Origin of the sequence: Mycolicibacter kumamotonensis, from assembly GCF_002086285.1 — a bacterium.
GTDB classification, from domain to species: domain Bacteria; phylum Actinomycetota; class Actinomycetes; order Mycobacteriales; family Mycobacteriaceae; genus Mycobacterium; species Mycobacterium kumamotonense.
Genome location: NZ_MVHU01000042.1, coordinates 1 through 17,627 on the forward strand (window position 1 = coordinate 1; position 17,627 = coordinate 17,627).

The 17,627-nt window shown below is 67.2% G+C and carries 17 protein-coding genes and 2 pseudogenes; 12 read left to right on the forward strand and 7 right to left on the reverse strand.

Annotation, left to right across the window (positions count from 1 at the left end; all coding sequences use genetic code 11):
- Positions 1–571, forward strand: a 571-nt coding sequence (locus tag BST28_RS20185) for an ATP-binding cassette domain-containing protein (RefSeq protein WP_133054341.1), incomplete at its 5' end; no start/stop codon positions are given.
- Here the strand turns inward: BST28_RS20185 and BST28_RS20190 are convergent.
- The 6 genes and pseudogenes from BST28_RS20190 to BST28_RS24925 form a co-directional block, all read right to left on the reverse strand.
- Positions 525–869, reverse strand: a complete 345-nt coding sequence (locus BST28_RS20190; protein WP_083082630.1) for a DUF732 domain-containing protein — start codon at positions 867–869, stop codon at positions 525–527. The two genes, BST28_RS20185 and BST28_RS20190, sit on opposite strands and share 47 nt — an antisense overlap.
- Before the next feature lie 9 nt (positions 870–878).
- A complete protein-coding gene (locus BST28_RS20195; protein ID WP_234808351.1) occupies positions 879–1,403 on the reverse strand; it encodes a DUF5078 domain-containing protein in 525 nt (174 codons plus the stop codon).
- A 46-nt stretch (positions 1,404–1,449) separates the two neighbouring features.
- Complete coding sequence (locus BST28_RS20200; RefSeq protein ID WP_083082633.1) at positions 1,450–4,323, reverse strand: MMPL/RND family transporter; 2,874 nt, start codon at positions 4,321–4,323, stop codon at positions 1,450–1,452.
- Positions 4,320–4,751: an MmpS family transport accessory protein gene (locus tag BST28_RS20205; protein WP_083082635.1), complete on the reverse strand. Its 432-nt coding sequence runs from the start codon at positions 4,749–4,751 to the stop codon at positions 4,320–4,322. Before BST28_RS20205 ends, BST28_RS20200 begins: the two co-directional genes overlap by 4 nt.
- A 171-nt stretch (positions 4,752–4,922) precedes the next feature.
- A complete protein-coding gene (locus BST28_RS24920; protein WP_067976666.1) occupies positions 4,923–5,171 on the reverse strand; it encodes a hypothetical protein in 249 nt (82 codons plus the stop codon).
- Positions 5,172–5,301: 130 nt separating this feature from the next.
- Positions 5,302–5,403, reverse strand: a pseudogene (locus tag BST28_RS24925) (hypothetical protein); the annotation flags it as partial.
- Positions 5,404–5,827: 424 nt separating this feature from the next.
- On the opposite strand from BST28_RS24925, the gene BST28_RS20215 reads away from it, so the two are divergent.
- Both BST28_RS20215 and BST28_RS20220 read left to right on the forward strand, forming a co-directional pair.
- On the forward strand, positions 5,828–7,285 hold the full coding sequence (locus BST28_RS20215; RefSeq protein ID WP_067976665.1) for an NAD(P)/FAD-dependent oxidoreductase: 1,458 nt from the start codon (positions 5,828–5,830) through the stop codon (positions 7,283–7,285).
- A gap of 20 nt (positions 7,286–7,305) precedes the next feature.
- Positions 7,306–7,482, forward strand: coding sequence for a hypothetical protein (locus BST28_RS20220; RefSeq protein WP_234808352.1), 177 nt, complete (start codon positions 7,306–7,308; stop codon positions 7,480–7,482).
- A gap of 15 nt (positions 7,483–7,497) precedes the next feature.
- On the opposite strand, the gene BST28_RS20225 is transcribed toward BST28_RS20220, so the two are convergent.
- Positions 7,498–7,710 carry a hypothetical protein gene (locus BST28_RS20225; RefSeq protein WP_067976663.1) on the reverse strand — a complete coding sequence of 71 codons (213 nt, stop codon included), beginning with the start codon at positions 7,708–7,710 and terminating at the stop codon, positions 7,498–7,500.
- 276 nt (positions 7,711–7,986) lie between these two features.
- Between BST28_RS20225 and BST28_RS20230 the strand changes: the two are divergent.
- The 9 genes and pseudogenes from BST28_RS20230 to argH all read left to right on the forward strand — a co-directional run.
- A pseudogene (locus BST28_RS20230) lies at positions 7,987–9,036 on the forward strand (FAD-dependent oxidoreductase); the annotation flags it as partial.
- A 133-nt stretch (positions 9,037–9,169) separates the two neighbouring features.
- Entirely contained in the window at positions 9,170–10,228 is a 1,059-nt protein-coding gene (argC, locus tag BST28_RS20235; RefSeq protein ID WP_029248926.1) for an N-acetyl-gamma-glutamyl-phosphate reductase, read from the forward strand.
- Complete coding sequence (gene argJ, locus BST28_RS20240) at positions 10,225–11,427, forward strand: bifunctional glutamate N-acetyltransferase/amino-acid acetyltransferase ArgJ (protein ID WP_019735759.1); 1,203 nt, start codon at positions 10,225–10,227, stop codon at positions 11,425–11,427. The genes argC and argJ overlap by 4 nt, the downstream gene beginning before the upstream one ends.
- The gene (argB, locus tag BST28_RS20245) at positions 11,424–12,299 is read left to right on the forward strand and encodes an acetylglutamate kinase (RefSeq protein WP_019735760.1); all 876 of its coding nucleotides are present in this window, start codon (positions 11,424–11,426) and stop codon (positions 12,297–12,299) included. Before argJ ends, argB begins: the two co-directional genes overlap by 4 nt.
- The gene (locus tag BST28_RS20250) at positions 12,296–13,474 is read left to right on the forward strand and encodes an acetylornithine transaminase (RefSeq protein WP_019735761.1); all 1,179 of its coding nucleotides are present in this window, start codon (positions 12,296–12,298) and stop codon (positions 13,472–13,474) included. The genes argB and BST28_RS20250 overlap by 4 nt, the downstream gene beginning before the upstream one ends.
- Positions 13,471–14,397 (forward strand): ornithine carbamoyltransferase, encoded by a 927-nt coding sequence (gene argF / locus BST28_RS20255; RefSeq protein WP_019735762.1) that lies wholly within the window; start codon positions 13,471–13,473, stop codon positions 14,395–14,397. The genes BST28_RS20250 and argF overlap by 4 nt, the downstream gene beginning before the upstream one ends.
- Positions 14,394–14,882, forward strand: coding sequence for an arginine repressor (locus tag BST28_RS20260; protein WP_019735763.1), 489 nt, complete (start codon positions 14,394–14,396; stop codon positions 14,880–14,882). The genes argF and BST28_RS20260 overlap by 4 nt, the downstream gene beginning before the upstream one ends.
- A gap of 39 nt (positions 14,883–14,921) precedes the next feature.
- The gene (locus BST28_RS20265) at positions 14,922–16,121 is read left to right on the forward strand and encodes an argininosuccinate synthase (RefSeq protein WP_065288701.1); all 1,200 of its coding nucleotides are present in this window, start codon (positions 14,922–14,924) and stop codon (positions 16,119–16,121) included.
- Between the two features lie 91 nt (positions 16,122–16,212).
- Entirely contained in the window at positions 16,213–17,625 is a 1,413-nt protein-coding gene (gene argH / locus BST28_RS20270) for an argininosuccinate lyase (protein WP_083082651.1), read from the forward strand.
- Positions 17,626–17,627: the final 2 nt, after the last annotated feature.

The following is a 17,627-nucleotide window of genomic DNA, read 5'->3' on the forward strand; positions in this document are numbered from 1 at the left end:
GTTGCTGATTCTTCCTCGCCCGCAGACCGGGCAACAGAGTCCCACAACGACTGGACCACTACGAGGGGCTCACCTCACCGCGCTCAGTGATTTCGACGAAGTCCAATTGCGCAATGCCATCACCTTTTTCGCCGAAGACGCACACATTTTTGCCACCACCGTCCGCGACAACCTGCTGGTGGCCCGCCGCGACTGTCGAGACGACGAGCTGATGGCGGTCATCCACTGGGTCGGGCTCGGTGGGTGGCTGGCGGGCCTGCCCGACGGCTTGGCCACGGTGTTATCCGGTGGCGCGCACGCGGTGTCCGCGGGTCAACGCAGGCGGCTGCTGCTGGCCCGGTCCGTGCTCTCACCAGCGCGCATCGTTTTGCTCGACGAACCCACCGAGCACCTCGACGCCGGCGACGCCGATCTGCTGCTGCGCCGGCTGCTTGAGCCCGAAGGCGGGCTGATCGAAGCAGAACGGACGGTGGTGATAGCCAGCCACCACCTACCCAACGACATCCGCTGTCCAGTACTCGGTATCAACCCTGCTCTACCTCACCACGCTGTGTCGGCGGGTCCAACATGAGTGCACGGTCCGGGCAGTAGAACGTGAGCGCGGTGGCCAGAAACGCCCACGCCTGCGCCTGGCTGGTATTCCGGGCAAGGTTGGTGGATAGGAAACGGGTTGAGTCGGCGGTGGTGGCGTCCACGCCGCGGCGCAGTCGTTCGCAGGTGATCTTGGCCAGCCACGCGTTGTGGTCGCGACTGCCGTAGATGCCGTGGCTGTGGAGTTGATCAGCAAACTCGGTGTCGACGTCGGCATGCGCAGGCGCCGCCAAGGTGATCGCGGTAGCGACAATCGCCGCGAGTCCTGTCTGTCTCATCACGGCGTCTCACCAGTCCCATAGGGAGTCATCGTCGGGAGGATATTGGGAGCACGCGCCAGTGGTCTTTGCGACGATTCCCTTGTTGTTGAAGAAGATCTTCCCCCAGTTCGGCCACGCCGCGGTCAGGGGGTCAGCGAAATGAGTGGCCCATTCCTCGGATTGGGCTCTGCGGCCGTCGGGGCTCAGCGAAAGAAACCAATGTATTTCCTCCTTCGTCGCCCGCTGAACTTCTAACGGGTGATTACGAAAGTCGGTCATATACCGGTCGTAATATACGGGAGATCGGTCGCGCGCGGCGCCCAAGAGTTGCTCTGCGGTGCACGTTGTCTGAATGATCCTGCGTGGTATCGGGTAGTCCTGCGTGGAATCAGCCGCCGCGACACCGGGCAACACCGTCGCGGCGATGGTGCTGGCCAACAGGATAGTGGCCGCGCTCAACACCCGGCGCTGTCGGCGCCAGTAGCCGCCGATGCCACTTTTGGCGCGCCACGCCGAGTAACCGAACCCGCGCACATTGTTCCCGCACATCATGGGTGCACTCCTTATATGTCGGCAGGGATAACGGTTGAAACTCGGCTTATTTCGTCGGAATCTCCTCGGTAGGAGCTTCCGAGCCAGCCGACGGGCTCCGAGGAGCCCGCGACACATAACGGGCCGGGCGTTGGCGCACCTTCTGCGGCCACCAGAACCAGGGTCCGAGCAGCGCCGCGGAAGACGGCGTCAGGAATGACCGCACGATCAGGGTGTCGAACAGCAGTCCGAGCCCGATCGTGCTGCCGGCCTGGCCGATCGAGTAGAGGTCACTGGCGACCATGGACATCATCGTGAACGCGAAAACCAGTCCGGCCGCGGTGACCACCGATCCGGTACCGCCGATCGAGCGGATGATCCCGGTCTTGATCCCGGCACCGATTTCCTCTTGGAAGCGTGAGACCAACAGCAGGTTATAGTCCGAGCCCACCGCAAGCAGGATGATGACGCCGAACACCGGTGCGATCCAGTTCAACTCCAGGCCGAACAAGTGCTGCCAGACCAGCACGGTCAGCCCGAACGCCGCACTCAGTGACAGCAGCACCGTTCCGACGATCACCGCCGAGGCCACCAACGCCCGGGTGATCAGCAGCATCACGATGAAGATCAGGGTCACCGCCGCTGCTCCGACGATCAGGATGTCGTAGGTGGAACCGGACTGGATGTCGTTGTACACCGCCGCGGTTCCGGTGAGATAGAACTTGGCAGTGGTCAGCGGGGTGCCCTTGACCGCGTCGTGCGCTGAGGCGAGCATCGGCTCGACGAACGAAATACCTTTGGGCGTGGCCGGGTCCGCGTCGTAGGTGACGATGAACCGTGCTGCCGTGCCGTCCGGGGACAAGAAGAGTGCTAAGCCCTTCTGGAAGTCCGGGTTGTCGAAGGCCTCCGGTGGCAGGTAGAAGTAGTCGTCGGCTTTGGATGCGTCGAAGGCCCGGCCCATCTCGCTGGCGGTGTCGGTCATCCGCGCCATCTGGGTCACCAGTCCGGCGAAGCTCGAGTGCATCGAGAGCAGATTGGCCTGCATGGATTTTGCGACCGCGATCATCGGGTCGAACTGCCCGACGATCTGCGGCATCACCGTGTTCATGTCGGCGATGTCGGCGAGCAACGGCTCCATGTTCTCGCTGAACTTGTCCATCCCGTCGTAGGCGTCGAACACCGACCGGACCGCATGACAGACCGGGATGTTGAAGCAGTGCTGCTCCCAGTAGAAGTAGTTGCGGACCGGGCGCGCGACGTCGTCGAAATCGGCGATGTGGTCGCGGATCTCGTTGACGGTCTCGTCTATCGCCGCCATGTGGTCGGTCATGTGCGCGGTGGTGGTGTTCATTTGCCCAACAAGATCCCGCAGTCGCACCATCGAATCGATGGTGGCGCCCAGGTCATCGCTCATCGTGACCATGTCGGCGAGTCGGTCGGTCATGAACTGCAGATTCTCCTGAATCGGGACGGCACCCATGCTGATCTGGAACGGGATCGAGGTGTGCTCGATGGGGCTGCCCAGCGGCCGGGTGATGCTCTGCACCCGCTCCACACCGCGGGTGCGGAACATGTTTTTGGCGATCCGATCCAAGATGATCATGTCGGCCGGATTGCGCAGGTCGTGATCGGCTTCGACCATCAGCACATCGGGATTCATCCGTGCCGCGCTGAAATGGCGTTCGGCGGCGTCGTAGCCGACGTTCGCCGGCAGATCGGCCGGAATGTAGTAACGGTCGTTGAAGCTGATCTTCATGCCCGGCACTGCGAGCATGCCGGCCAGGGTGACCAGCAGCGCGGCCACGAACACCGGCCCCGGCCAGCGGACGTTGGCGGTGCCGATGCGCCGCCAGCCGCGACCCTCCACCCGCTTGGGATCCAGCAGCCCGAACCGGCTGGCGACCGCGACGACAGCCGGGGCGACGGTCAGCGCACCGGCGACCACCACCACCAGACCCAGGGCCGACGGGATGCCCAGCGCTTTGAAATACGACAGCCGGGCGAAGTGCAGGCACAGCGAGGCCCCCGCGATCGTCAACCCCGAACCCAAAATGACATGCCAGGTACCGCGGAACATCGAATACCAGGCGGTTTCGCGGTCCTCGCCAGCATTGCGGGCCTCGTGGTAGCGCCCGATCAAAAAGATCGCATAGTCGGTGCCGGCCGCGATCGCCAGCGACGACAGCATCGCCACCACGAACGTCGAGAACCCCAGCAGGCCCAGGTCTCCCAGCAACGCGACCAGGCCGCGGGCGGTACCCATCTCGAAACCGACCATCACCAACGCCAGCGCCACGGTGCTGGCCGACCGGTAGACGATCGCCAGCATGATGATGATGACCAGGCCGGTCACGCCCATCATCTTGAGCATGCTGTGGTCGGCGGCCTCGGTCATGTCGGTGGTGAGCGCCGCCTGCCCGGTGACGTACGCGCGCACCCCATCCGGTGCCGGCACCGAGGCGACGATCTTGCGCACCGCATCGACCGACTCGTTGCCCAGAGTGCTGCCCTGATCACCGGCGGTGTTGATCTGCGCGTAGGCGGCTTTGCCGTCGCTGCTCTGCACGCCGGCGGCGGTGATCGGGTCACCCCACAGGTTCGCGATGTGCTGGATGTGTTCGTGATCGGCGGCCAGTTTCGCGATGAGCGTGTCGTAGTAGCGGTGGGCATCCGGGCCGAGTTCACGCTCACCTTCGAGCACCAGCATGACCATGGAATCGGAGTCGAACTCCTCGAACTTCGCACCGGTGCGCTTTGCCGCGATCATTGCGGGCGCATCCTGCGGGGACATCGTCACCGCGTGGTCCCGCGCCACCGATTCGATCGGCGGCACCAGCACATTGAGGCCGACGGTCAGCAGCAGCCAGCCGATGATCAGCGGCCAGGCGAGGCGGCGAACCAGACGCATGTACCCCGGACGGAGGTTCTCGTGGCTGCTCATGCGGCTTTCACCAGACAGAAGACCTGGGCGTGGTGACCGGTGGCGAAGTGTTCATCTTTGACGTCGCCGTTAACCGTGATGCGGCAACCGATCTCATCGCCGTCCCCCTGGGCCACCAGATTGCCGATCACCGCCGGACTCGTCGTGGTCATCGTGTAGCTCCACGGCAGGGTTGTGAACGATGTCTGCACCGGCTGCGTCCCCTCATTCAGGTAGCTGATTCCCCCGCTCGCGTCACCAGGCCCGAAAACCTCATACACGACCCGCTTTTCATTGATCGACTCGATCACCGACGAGCCGCTGCCATCCCAGCGGAAGATCTCGCCGGAACCGAAAACGCCGCGAAGGTTGACTACCGCCAGGGTCCCGGCGACCGCCGCCAGCGCGACGACCAGCGGCACCCAAACCCGCTTGAGAAGGGTCAACATTCAAGCCTCTCCATCCGTGGCCGCCTCCCACTACAGCCTCCCGGCCGCCGTGCACCCGTCCCAAGTGGATCGGCTACAGAGATATATCTTACCCGAGGGGGTATATGCCAGTGAAGCACCTCGGCGGCTGCACCCGCTGGTCCCGTCCAACTTGCACGACGCAAAACGGATTCAGGCCACGCCGCGGGGATCACAGCCGCGGGTGTACAACTCGGTATCCTCACCGAACTCGGTGAGCTCAGCCTGCGTCAACGACGGGCTGGTTTCGCTGATCGCCCGCAGGTAGTCCGACGTCTGCGCCGCTTCGTCGCGGCGGAACTCGATTTCGCGTTCGAATCCGAACTGCGCACCCTTGCGCGCAGCAAACTCGATATCTGCCGGGGGTGAACATCGCGGTCTCGGCGACCAGCGCGTCAACATCGACGGTGTCTGCGGCCGAACCGAGAAATCGCTCCCACATCGCAATGCGGGCCGTCGCATACGGCGGGCCAATCGGAATGATGCAGTCGAATCGTCCTGGTTGCAGGAATGCCGGATCCAGCGCCCGCACCGAGTTCGTGGCACAGATCAGCAGCCGATCGTCGGCCTGCCGAAACATGGGTATCAGCTTTGGCAACTCGTTGGTGACGCCGTGCACAGGGTCCGATGGCATCCCTGACCGCGATCCGGCAATCTCCTCCACCCCTCGCCGATGAACACCACCGCGGCTTCCAGCTCAATCAAGATGGTGAAGGTGTCCCGCAGCTCCCACGGCGGCGACAACTGCCGGACGCCCCGACCGAGCTGAGGGCACCAGCTCAGAAATCGTAAAGACCGGCGGCGCCCCTGGGGGTATGAATCTGCAAATTGCGCAGTTGCGCGCGGTGGCCGTGGCGCAGGCCAAGGCATAGTGGCGAATCATGTTAGCGCCGGCCCGATCTGGGGGCCTGGTCGTCAAGGCGGCGGACGCATACTCGACGTTCGTGGCACACATGGTTCGAGGTCAAGGGCGTTAAGGGGCCGCGCCCCAAATTGGCGCGTATACCCCATGCGGTATACCATGGGGGTCGGATCATACTGTCGACCGAGGAGCACCAATGGCACGAACCGTAATCCTCGGCGCGGGTATCGCCGGGCATACCGCCGCGCTGCACCTGCGCCGAATGCTTTCCCGCGCACACGAGGTCGTCGTGATCTCACCGGAGCCCGACTGGAACTGGATACCGTCGAACATCTGGGTCGGTGTCGGCCGGATGGACGTCGAAAAGGTGCTGATTCCGCTCAAGCCCGTCTACAACCGCAAGGGCATCGTCTTCCATCAGGGTCTTGCCACCGCGATCCGTCCCGAGGGTACGGGCGAGCAGTCGTCGCCGTCGGTGGACTTCACCTACACCGACGAGGAACACCGTGGTGAGACCGGAAATCTCACCTATGACTACCTCATCAACGCCACCGGACCGCAGCTGAACTTCGCCGCCACTCCCGGCCTCGGACCCGATGGGCACTCCTGGTCGGTGTGCACCGCTGCCCACGCCGCAGCAACGGCCCAGGCATTTGAACAAGTCGTCGCCAAGCTGAAGGCCGGCGAGAAGCAGCGCCTGGTCGTCGGCGTCGGCCACGGCAACTGCACCTGCGAGGGCGCGGCGTTCGAGTACACCTTCAACGTCGAGCGCACGCTGCGCAACGCCGGGGTGCGCGACCTCGCCGAGATCTACTACCTCACCAACGAATACGAATTGGGCGACTTCGGCGTCGACGGCATGCAGTTCGTCGAGAAGGGCTTCGTGCAGTCCAGCCGGATGTGGACCGAGTCCCTATTCCGTGAGCGCGGCGTCAAAGCCATCACCCAGGCTCATGTCAGCAAGGTGATGGAAGGCAAGCTGCGTTACGAGCAACTCGACGGCAACGAGCACGACCTGGACTTCGACTTCGCCATGCTCCTGCCACCGTTCAAGGGCGTGACCCTCGCCGCCTACGACAGGGACGGCGCGGATATCACGTCCGCCATGTTCGCGCCATCGGGATTTTTGAAGGTCGACGCCGACTACTCGGGCAAGCCCTACGAAGAATGGTCTGCCGAGGACTGGCCGCGCACCTACGAGTCGCCGGCCTACCCGAACATCTTCGCGCCCGGCATCGCGTTCGCGCCTCCACATCCGATCTCGAAGCCGCGCAAGAGTGTCAGGGGAACGGTCATCACCCCAGCCCCGCCGCGCACCGGCATGCCGTCGGGCATGATGGCCAAAGCGGTCGCCGAGACCATCCGCGACCGGATCACCAAGTCCACCCAAGTTCCTGCGCACGCGGCCTCGATGGCGGCCGTGGGTGCCGCGTGCGTCGCCTCGGCCGGCACCGGCTTCCGGCAAGGATCGGCCGCCGCGATGACGATGTACCCGGTCGTCCCGGATTGGAAGACGTATCCGCAGACCGGCCGCGATCTCGCCGGCACGTCCGGAGAGATCGGCCTGGCCGGGCACTGGATGAAACTGCTGCTGCACTACCTGTTCATCTACAAGGCCAAAGCCAGGCCGTTCTGGTGGCTGATCCCCGAATGACCCGTATGGAAGGTGCTCCCGTGGACGACGACAGCCTCCACCCAACGGGCAACGACCGGACTGCCGAAGGCATCGCCGCTGCCCCGTTGCCCACCCGCAGCAAACTGCGAGCGCGTCAGAACCTACTCATCCAGTCCTGGCGGTTCACCCGCTTCACCCTCAAGATGATGCGGATAATCTTCCGCGGGCACGGCTGACCCCGACCGGGAAATTCAGGATTGCTCGTCGAGGTAGTGGACAGCTTGCGCAGTGTAGGTGGGTTCGATCTTCATGATTGCGTCGATGCGGACTCGGTCTCCGACGGCGAGTCTGCGGGTTTCTTGTCCGCCGATCCGCATGTCCACGCCATCGACGTCGACGTCGCAAACGTCGAGATGGCTCTCCAGGCCACCAGTCATGCCGCGGGGCACGCGGCCGAGAAGCACCCCCGCCAATTGGGTCAGCGGTGTACTACCCAACGAGATCCGGCTCGATACCACGCACTGAAGTACCGAGGTGCCTGGTCACGGGTCCTCGATCACTACCGCGAGGCACCTCATGTTCAGTGAGGACGTGCCACCTGATGTCGGAACCAGGCTTCCGAGGCAAACATGCTGACTGCTCGCCGATCCCTGGGAGGACGGTCCGATCTGGTGGGGGGCGAACCTAAAACCGCACAGGGTTGAAATGCCCTGAGAATCACCACACCCGACGATGACACGACGACGCTCACCGCCCGGCATGCCGTGGTGATCTGCACCGGGACCCGCGCAGCGCTCCCGGATGTTCCCGGGATCGTCGAGGCCCGGCCGTGGACGAACCGGCATGCCACCGAGGCCGACTCGGTACCGGGCCGGCTCGCGGTGATCGGAGGCGGTGGGGTGGGCGCCGAAATGGCCACCGCCTGGCAGGGTTTGGGCGCCTCGGTGACGATGCTGGTTCGCACCTCCGGACTGTTGCCCCGGATGGAGTCCTTCGCCGGCGAATATGTGGCCCGCAGCCTCACCGATGCGGGTGTCGATGTGCGCACCGGTGTTTCGGTCGCCCGGCTGCGCCGGCCCGACCCCGACGGCCCGGTGTGGCTGGAACTGGACGACGGCAGTGAGCTCGAAGTCGACGAGGTGCTGTGCGCGACGGGCCGCGCGCCGCTGACCGACGACATCGGCCTGGAGACCGTGGGCCTGACTCCCGGGGACTGGCTCGAGGTCGACGACACCTGCCGGGTCGGCGCGGTGGACGACGGGTGGCTCTATGCGTGCGGGGATGCCAATCATCGGGCCCTGCTGACCCACGAAGGCAAATACCAGGCGCGCATCGCCGGTGATGCCATCGGCGCTCGGGCGGCGGGAAAACCGTTGGACACCGCGCCGTGGGGCGCACACGCCACCACCGCCGACCATCACGCCGTGCCGCAGGTGTTCTTCACCGACCCCGAGGCCGCCGCGGTGGGACTCACCGCCGAGCAGGCGCGGCAGGCCGGTCACCGGGTGCGGGTGATCGACGTGGAGATCGGTGATGCCGTGGAGGGCGCCAAGCTGCACGCCGACGGCTACACCGGGCGGGCGCGGATGGTGGTCGACGCCGATCAGCAGCACCTGCTCGGCGTCACGTTCGTCGGCCCCGGCGTCGCCGAACTGCTGCACTCGGCCACCGTCGCCGTCGCCGGCCGGGTACCGATCAGCCGACTGTGGCATGCCGTGCCGTGCTTCCCGACGATCAGCGAGATCTGGCTGCGGCTGTTGGAGGCCTACCGCGATGCCGCGGGTGACTGACGGTGGGCTACCCTCCTCCTCGGCGAGCGGGCGTGTCTGCCCACGACACGCCGTGGGCAGCCGTACAACTGCGCACGCTCGCACGCAGAAAATCCCCGCACCCAAGTATTAATTTGCATAACTACGCATAATCATGCAGAATCGCGCAGTGACCAAAGCGATCAAGGTGGCAGTGGCCGGTGCCAGCGGGTACGCCGGCGGTGAGATCCTGCGGCTGCTCCTGGGACACCCCGCCTACGCCGACGGCCGGCTGACCATCGGGGCGCTGACCGCCGCGGGCAACGCCGGCAGCACCATGGGCGAACAGCATCCCCACCTGACGCCGCTGGCCGACCGGGTGCTCCAACCGACCGAGGTCGACATCCTGGCCGGTCACGACGTTGTCTTTCTCGGGCTGCCGCACGGACATTCGGCGGTGCTGGCCGAACAGCTCGATGACGACACCCTGGTGGTCGATTGCGGCGCGGACTTCCGGTTGGACGACCCGACCGACTGGGAACGCTTCTACGGCTCCGCGCACGCCGGCACCTGGCCCTACGGGCTGCCCGAACTGCCCGGGGTGCGCGATCAGCTCAAAGACGCCCGGCGGATCGCGGTGCCGGGCTGCTACCCGACCGCGGCGCTGTTGGCGCTGTTCCCGGCCGTGGCCGCCGGCCTGGTCGAGCCCGACGTCACGGTGGTCGCGGTCAGCGGCACCTCCGGTGCCGGCAAGGCCGCCAAGGTCGACCTGCTCGGCTCGGAGGTGATCGGGTCGGCGCGGGCCTACAACATCGGCGGCGCACACCGGCACACCCCGGAGATCGGTCAGGGCCTGCGGGCGGTGACCCACCGCGACGTCACCGTCTCCTTCATCCCGGTGCTGATCCCGGCCTCCCGGGGGATCCTGGCCACCTGCACGGCCAAAACCACCACACCACTGCCGAAGCTGCGTGCCGCCTACGAAAAGGCCTACCAGGCCGAGCCGTTCGTGCATCTGCTCCCCGAGGGCCAGCTGCCCAAGACCGGATCGGTGATCGGCAGCAACGCCGCACACCTGGCGATCGCCGTGGACGAGGACGCCTCGACGTTCATCGCGATCTCCGCGATCGACAACCTGGTCAAGGGCACCGGCGGCGCCGCGGTGCAGGCGATGAACTTGGCCCTGGGCTGGCCGGAATCCGAGGGCCTCTCGGTGGTGGGGGTGGCCCCGTGAGCGAGACGCGGCTGCTGCGCGAGCAGGGTGTCACCGCGCCGGAGGGCTTCCGGGCGGCCGGAATCGCCGCCGGCATCAAGGCGTCCGGCGCGCCGGACCTGGCGCTGGTGTTCAACGAGGGGCCGGACTACGCGGCCGCGGGGGTGTTCACCCGCAACCAGGTCAAAGCGGCGCCGGTCCAGTGGAGCCAACAGGTGCTCAAGGGCGGCCGGCTGCGGGCGGTGATCCTCAATTCCGGCGGCGCCAACGCCTGCACCGGCCCGGCGGGATTCCAAGACACCCACGCCACCGCCGAAGCCGTCGCCGCCGCACTGTCGGACTGGGGCACCGAGACGGGGGCGGTCGAGGTGGCGGTCTGCTCCACCGGGCTGATCGGCGACCGGCTTCCGATGGACAAGCTGCTGGCCGGGGTCACCGAAGTGGTGCACGAGATGGCCGGGGGGCTGGTCGGCGGCGACGAGGCCGCCCGGGCGATCATGACCACCGACACGGTGCCCAAACAGGTTGCGCTGCACCATAAGGACAACTGGACGCTGGGCGGAATGGCGAAAGGTGCCGGCATGCTGGCCCCGTCGCTGGCCACCATGCTGGTGGTGCTGACCACCGACGCCAAGGCCGACCCACCGGCGCTGGACCGGGCGCTGCGCCGGGCCGCCGCCTTGACCTTCGAGCGGCTCGACATCGACGGCAGCTGCTCCACCAACGACACGGTGCTGCTTTTGTCGTCGGGTGCCAGCGAGATCACCCCCAGCCAGGACGAACTCGACGCCGCGGTGCTGGCCGCCTGCGACGACCTGTGTGCCCAGCTGCAGGCCGACGCCGAAGGCGTCACCAAGCGGGTGACGATCACGGTCACCGGTGCCGGCGCCGACGACCAGGCCCTGCTCGCCGCCCGCTGCATCGCCCGGGACAGCCTGGTCAAGACCGCGCTGTTCGGTTCTGACCCGAACTGGGGTCGGGTGCTGGCCGCGGTGGGGATGGTGCCGTTCGTGATTGATCCGGATCGGATCACCGTGTCCTTCAACGGGTCTCCGGTATTCAGTGACGGCATGCCGATGCCGGGTGCGCGTGAGGTCGACTTGTCCGGTCCCGATGTCGAGGTCACCGTGGAGCTTCACCAGGGCACCGGGCGCACCACCGTGCGCACCACCGACCTGTCGCACGCCTACGTCGAAGAGAACTCCGCGTACAGCTCATGAACAACCTGACCACCCACGACAAGGCCCGGGTGCTGGCCGAAGCGCTGCCCTGGCTCAAGCAGCTGCACGGCAAGATCGTCGTCGTCAAATACGGCGGCAACGCCATGACCGACGACGTTCTCAAGCATGCGTTCGCCGCGGACATGGCGTTCCTGCTCAACTGCGGCGTCCAGCCGGTGGTGGTGCACGGCGGTGGGCCGCAGATCAGCAGCATGCTCAAACGGCTCGGCATCGAAGGCGACTTCAAGGGCGGATTCCGGGTCACCACACCGGAAGTACTCGACGTGGCGCGCATGGTGCTGTTCGGCCAAGTGGGCCGTGAACTCGTCGGGCTGATCAACGCGCACGGGCCCTACGCCGTCGGCATCACCGGCGAGGACGCTGCGCTGTTCACCGCCGTGCGGCGCAGCGTCACCGTCGACGGGGTCGCCACCGACATCGGGCTGGTCGGCGACGTCGACCAGGTCAACACCGCGGCGGTGCTGGATCTGATTGCCGCGGGCCGGATTCCGGTGGTCTCGACGCTGGCGCCCGACACCGACGGCGTGGTGCACAACATCAACGCCGACACCGCCGCCGCCGCGCTGGCCGAGGCCTTGCAGGCCGAGAAACTGCTGATGCTCACCGATGTCGAGGGTCTCTACACGGATTGGCCCGACACCGATTCCCTGATCAGCGAGATCGACACCACCACGCTCGAGCAGCTGCTGCCGAAGCTGGAATCCGGGATGATTCCCAAAGTCGAAGCCTGCCTGCGCGCGGTGCGCGGCGGGGTGCCCAGCGCCCACATCATCGACGGGCGGGTCGAACATTGCGTGCTGGTCGAGTTGTTCACCAACGCCGGCACCGGAACAAAGGTGGTGAACCCGTGACAACCCTGCAGGAACGTTGGTCGGCGGTGATGACCAACAACTACGGCACCCCGCCGCTGGCGCTGGTCAGCGGTGACGGTGCGGTGGTCACCGACGAATCCGGCAAGAGCTACCTCGACCTGCTCGGCGGTATCGCGGTGAACGTGCTCGGACACCGGCACCCCGCGGTGATCGAGGCCGTCACCGCCCAGCTGAATACGCTGGGGCACGCCTCGAATCTGTATGCCACCGAACCGGGTATCGCGCTGGCCGAGCGCCTCGTCGATCATCTGGGCGCCCCGGCGCGGGTCTTCTTCTGCAACTCCGGAGCCGAGGCCAACGAAGCCGCCTTCAAAATCACCCGGCTCACCGGGAAAACGAAGGTCGTTGCCGCCCAAGGGGGTTTTCACGGCCGCACCATGGGGTCGCTGGCGCTGACCGGCCAGCCCGACAAGCGTGCGCCGTTCGAGCCGCTGCCCGGCGAGGTCACACACGTGCCCTACGGGGACACCAAAGCGCTGGCCGAAGCCGTTGATTCGACCACCGCCGCGGTCTTCCTCGAACCGATCATGGGGGAGGGCGGCGTCGTCACACCGCCCGCCGGTTACCTGGCCGAGGCGCGGGGAATCACCGCCGCCCACGGGGCGCTGCTGGTGTTCGACGAGGTGCAGACCGGGGTGGGGCGGACCGGGGCGTTCTACGCCCACCAACACGACGGCATCACCCCGGATATCGTCACGCTGGCCAAGGGGCTCGGCGGGGGCCTGCCGATCGGCGCGTGTGTGGCGGTCGGGTCGGCCGGTGACCTGTTGACCCCGGGCAGCCACGGCAGCACCTTCGGCGGCAACCCGATCTGCACCTCGGCCGCGCTGGCGGTGCTCAAGGCGCTCGACGACGGCGACCTGATCGTCCGGGCGGGGACGCTCGGCAAGTTCCTGAGTCACGGGATCGAGGAACTGCACCATCCGCTGGTCGACCACGTGCGGGGCAAGGGCCTGCTGCAGGGTGTGGTGTTGAGCGCGCCGATGGCCAAAGCCGTTGAGGCCGCGGCCCGCGGCGCCGGGTTCCTGGTCAACGCCGCCGCCCCGGACGTGGTGCGGCTGGCCCCGCCGCTGATCATCACCGAAGAGCAGCTCGGCGGTTTCCTCACCGCCTTGCCGGGGGTGCTGGAGACCGCGCGGGAGGCCGCGTCATGATCCGCCACTTTTTGCGCGACGACGACGTCACGCCGGTAGAGCAGGCCGAAATCCTCTCCTTGGCAGCGGAATTGAAGGCCGAGCCGTTCTCCCGCCGGCCGCTGGAGGGCCCCCGCGGGGTCGCGGTGATCTTCGACAAGAACTCCACCCGCACCCGGTTCTCCTTCGAGATCGGTATCGCGCAGTTGGGCGGGCACGCCGTCGTCGTCGACGGCCGCTCCACCCAGCTGGGCCGTGACGAGACCCTGGAGGACACCGGGCGGGTGCTGTCGCGCTACGTCGATGCCATCGTGTGGCGCACCTTCGCCCAGGACCGGCTGGCCGCGATGGCCACCACCGCCACGGTGCCGATCGTCAACGCGCTCTCCGACGAGTTCCACCCCTGCCAGGTGCTGGCCGATCTGCAGACCATCGCCGAACGCAAGGGCGCCCTCAAGGGACTCAAGCTGACCTACCTCGGTGACGGCGCCAACAACATGGCGCACTCGCTGATGCTCGGCGGCGTCACCGCCGGGGTGCACGTCACCGTCGCCGCCCCGGAGGGGTTCACCCCCGATCCCGCGGTGGTGGCCGCAGCGCAGGCGCGGGCCGCCGACACCGGCGCCTCGGTCACCGTCACCATCGACCCGACCGCTGCCGCCGCCGGCGCCGACGTGCTGGTCACCGACACCTGGACCTCGATGGGGCAGGAGGACGACGGTCTGGACCGGGTCGCGCCGTTTCGGCCCTACCAGATCAACGACGATCTCGTCGCGGTCGCTGACTCGGAAGTCACAGTGCTGCACTGCCTTCCGGCGCACCGCGGAGATGAGATCACCGACCCGGTGATCGACGGTCCGCGTAGCGCGGTGTGGGACGAGGCCGAGAACCGGCTGCACGCGCAGAAGGCGCTGTTGGTGTGGTTGCTGGAACGATCACGATGAGCCGGCCGGAAAGCCCCGTCGGCCGGGTGGGCCGCCAAGCCCGCATCGTGGAGCTGCTGTCCTCGGAGTCGGTGCGCAGCCAGACCGAGCTGGCCGCGCTGCTGGCCGCCGATGGCATCGAGGTCACCCAGGCCACCCTGTCGCGGGACCTCGAGGAACTCGGCGCGGTGAAGCTGCGCGGTGTCGACGGCGGGGCCGGGGTGTACGTGGTGCCCGAGGACGGCAGCCCGGTGCGCGGGGTGTCCGGTGGCACCGACCGGCTGTGCCGGCTGCTGGGGGAGCTGCTGGTCTCCACCGACGCCACCGGAAACCTCGCCGTGCTGCGCACCCCACCCGGCGCAGCGGACTACCTGGCCAGCGCCATCGACCGGGCCGCGCTACCGTACGTCGTCGGCACGATCGCCGGGGATGACACCATCTTCGTGGCAGCGCGCGAGCCGATGACCGGCGCCGAGCTCGCCGCCGCCCTCAAAGACCTGCACTAAGACCCGTAGCACTCAGTAAGACACAGCAAGGAGAAGTCGATGTCCGAACGCGTCATCCTGGCGTATTCCGGTGGCCTGGACACCTCGGTGGCGATCAGCTGGATCGGCAAGGAGACCGGGCGCGAAGTCGTCGCCGTGGCCATCGACCTCGGCCAGGGCGGCGAGGACATGGAGGTGGTGCGCCAGCGGGCCCTGGACTGCGGGGCCGTCGAAGCCGTCGTGGTCGACGCCCGCGATGAGTTCGCCGAGGGCTACTGCCTGCCCACCATTCAGTCCAATGCGCTCTACATGGACCGCTACCCGCTGGTCTCGGCGATCAGCCGGCCGCTGATCGTCAAGCACCTGGTGGCCGCGGCGCGGGAACACGGCGGCGGCACCGTCGCGCACGGCTGCACCGGCAAGGGCAACGACCAGGTTCGCTTCGAGGTCGGATTCGCCTCGCTGGCACCGGATCTCAAGGTGCTGGCCCCGGTCCGCGACTACGCGTGGACCCGGGAGAAGGCGATCGCGTTCGCCGAGCAGAACGACATCCCGATCAACGTCACCAAGCGCTCGCCGTTCTCCATCGACCAGAACGTGTGGGGCCGCGCGGTGGAGACCGGGTTCCTGGAGCACCTGTGGAACGCGCCGACCAAGGACGTCTACGACTACACCGAGGACCCGACGGTCAACTGGAACACACCCGACGAGGTGATCATCGGCTTCGAGCGCGGGGTTCCGGTCTCCGTCGACGGACGGGAAGTGTCGGTGCTGGAGGCCATCGTCGAGCTCAACCGGCGGGCCGGCGCCCAGGGCGTGGGACGGCTCGACGTGGTCGAGGACCGGCTGGTGGGCATCAAGAGCCGCGAGATCTACGAGGCGCCCGGCGCGATGGTGCTGATCACCGCGCACACCGAGCTCGAGCACGTCACCTTGGAGCGCGAGCTCGGCCGGTTCAAGCGGCACACCGACCAGAAGTGGGCCGAGCTGGTGTACGACGGTCTGTGGTACTCGCCGCTGAAGTCGGCCCTGGAGTCCTTCGTCGCCCACACCCAGCAGCACGTCACCGGTGAGGTGCGGCTGGTGTTGCACGGCGGCCACATCGCGGTCAACGGCCGCCGCAGCGCGGAGTCGCTGTACGACTTCAACCTGGCCACCTACGACGAGGGCGACACCTTCGACCAGAGCGCCGCGCGTGGGTTCGTCGAGATCCACGGGCTGAGCTCGAAGATCTCCGCCCGCCGGGACCTGAACTCGTGAGCCCCCTGCTCGCGACCAGACACAGAATCGCATGCGGGAGCCCCCGCCAGTGCGATTCTGTGTCTGCTCGCCGGAAGATGGCGACCGCGCCGTGAGCACCAACGAGGGGTCACTGTGGGGCGGGCGGTTCGCCGAAGGCCCCTCGGACGCACTAGCCGCGCTGAGCAAATCCACCCACTTCGACTGGGTGCTGGCCCCCTACGACATCGCCGCGTCCAAGGCGCACGCCAAGGTGCTGCACGGCGCCGGGCTGCTCACCGACGACCAGCGCGACGGCCTGCTGGCCGGCCTGGACAGCCTCGGCGCGGACGTCGCCGACGGCAGCTTCGGGCCGCTGGTCACCGACGAGGACGTGCACGGGGCGCTGGAACGCGGCCTGATCGACCGCGTGGGAGCCGATCTGGGTGGCCGGCTGCGGGCCGGGCGGTCACGAAACGATCAGGTGGCGACGCTGTTCCGGATGTGGCTACGCGACACGGTTCGTCGCGTGGCCGCCGGCGTGCTCGACGTGGTCGACGCGTTGGCCCAGCAGGCGGCCGCCCACCCGAGCGCCATCATGCCGGGCAAGACGCACATGCAGTCCGCCCAGCCGGTGCTGCTGGCCCACCACCTACTGGCCCACGCCCACCCGCTGCTGCGCGACGTGGACCGCATCATCGACTTGGACTCCCGGGCCGCGGTGTCGCCGTACGGGTCCGGCGCGCTGGCCGGCTCGTCGCTGGGCCTGAACCCGGACGCGATCGCCGCCGAACTCGGCTTTGCCGCGGCTGCCGACAATTCGATCGACGCCACCGCCGCCCGTGACTTCGCCGCCGAGGCCGCGTTCGTGTTCGCGATGATCGCCGTCGACCTGTCCCGGCTGGCCGAGGACATCATCTTGTGGAGCTCGACGGAGTTCGGCTACGCGGTGCTGCACGACTCCTGGTCGACCGGCAGCTCGATCATGCCGCAGAAGAAGAACCCCGACATCGCCGAACTGGCCCGCGGCAAGTCCGGCCGGCTGATCGGCAATCTGAGCGGACTGCTGGCGACACTGAAAGGCCAACCGCTGGCCTACAACCGGGACCTGCAAGAGGACAAGGAGCCGGTGTTCGATTCGGCGGCCCAGCTGGAGCTGCTGCTGCCGGCGATGGCCGGGCTGGTCGGCACCCTGCACTTCGACACCGAACGGATGGCCGCGCTGGCGCCGGCCGGCTACACGCTCGCCACCGACATCGCCGAATGGCTGGTGCGCCAAGGTGTTCCATTCCGCATCGCGCACGAGGCGGCGGGCGCGGCGGTGCAGGCCGCCGAGCAGCGCGGCGTCGGCCTCGACGAGCTCACCGACGCCGAACTGGCCGACATCAGTCCCGACCTGACCCCGCAGGTGCGCGAGGTGCTCACCGTCGAAGGCTCGGTGGCATCCCGCGACGCCCGCGGGGGCACCGCACCGCAGCGGGTCGCCGAACAGCTGGCCGGCCTTGTGCAACGCGCTGCGCGGCAGCGGCACTGGGTCAACGGCTGAGC

Coding starts and splice junctions, on each gene's coding strand:
- BST28_RS24920 (WP_067976666.1), bottom strand. CDS start 5,171: ATGTTGACGCGCTGGTCGCCGAGACCGCGATGTTCACCCCCGGCAGAT.
- argB (WP_019735760.1), top strand. CDS start 11,424: ATGAACAACCTGACCACCCACGACAAGGCCCGGGTGCTGGCCGAAGCG.
- BST28_RS20200 (WP_083082633.1), bottom strand. CDS start 4,323: ATGAGCAGCCACGAGAACCTCCGTCCGGGGTACATGCGTCTGGTTCGC.
- BST28_RS20260 (WP_019735763.1), top strand. CDS start 14,394: ATGAGCCGGCCGGAAAGCCCCGTCGGCCGGGTGGGCCGCCAAGCCCGC.
- BST28_RS20215 (WP_067976665.1), top strand. CDS start 5,828: ATGGCACGAACCGTAATCCTCGGCGCGGGTATCGCCGGGCATACCGCC.
- argC (WP_029248926.1), top strand. CDS start 9,170: ATGCAGAATCGCGCAGTGACCAAAGCGATCAAGGTGGCAGTGGCCGGT.
- BST28_RS20190 (WP_083082630.1), bottom strand. CDS start 869: ATGAGACAGACAGGACTCGCGGCGATTGTCGCTACCGCGATCACCTTG.
- BST28_RS20265 (WP_065288701.1), top strand. CDS start 14,922: ATGTCCGAACGCGTCATCCTGGCGTATTCCGGTGGCCTGGACACCTCG.
- BST28_RS20205 (WP_083082635.1), bottom strand. CDS start 4,751: ATGTTGACCCTTCTCAAGCGGGTTTGGGTGCCGCTGGTCGTCGCGCTG.
- argF (WP_019735762.1), top strand. CDS start 13,471: ATGATCCGCCACTTTTTGCGCGACGACGACGTCACGCCGGTAGAGCAG.
- BST28_RS20195 (WP_234808351.1), bottom strand. CDS start 1,403: ATGATGTGCGGGAACAATGTGCGCGGGTTCGGTTACTCGGCGTGGCGC.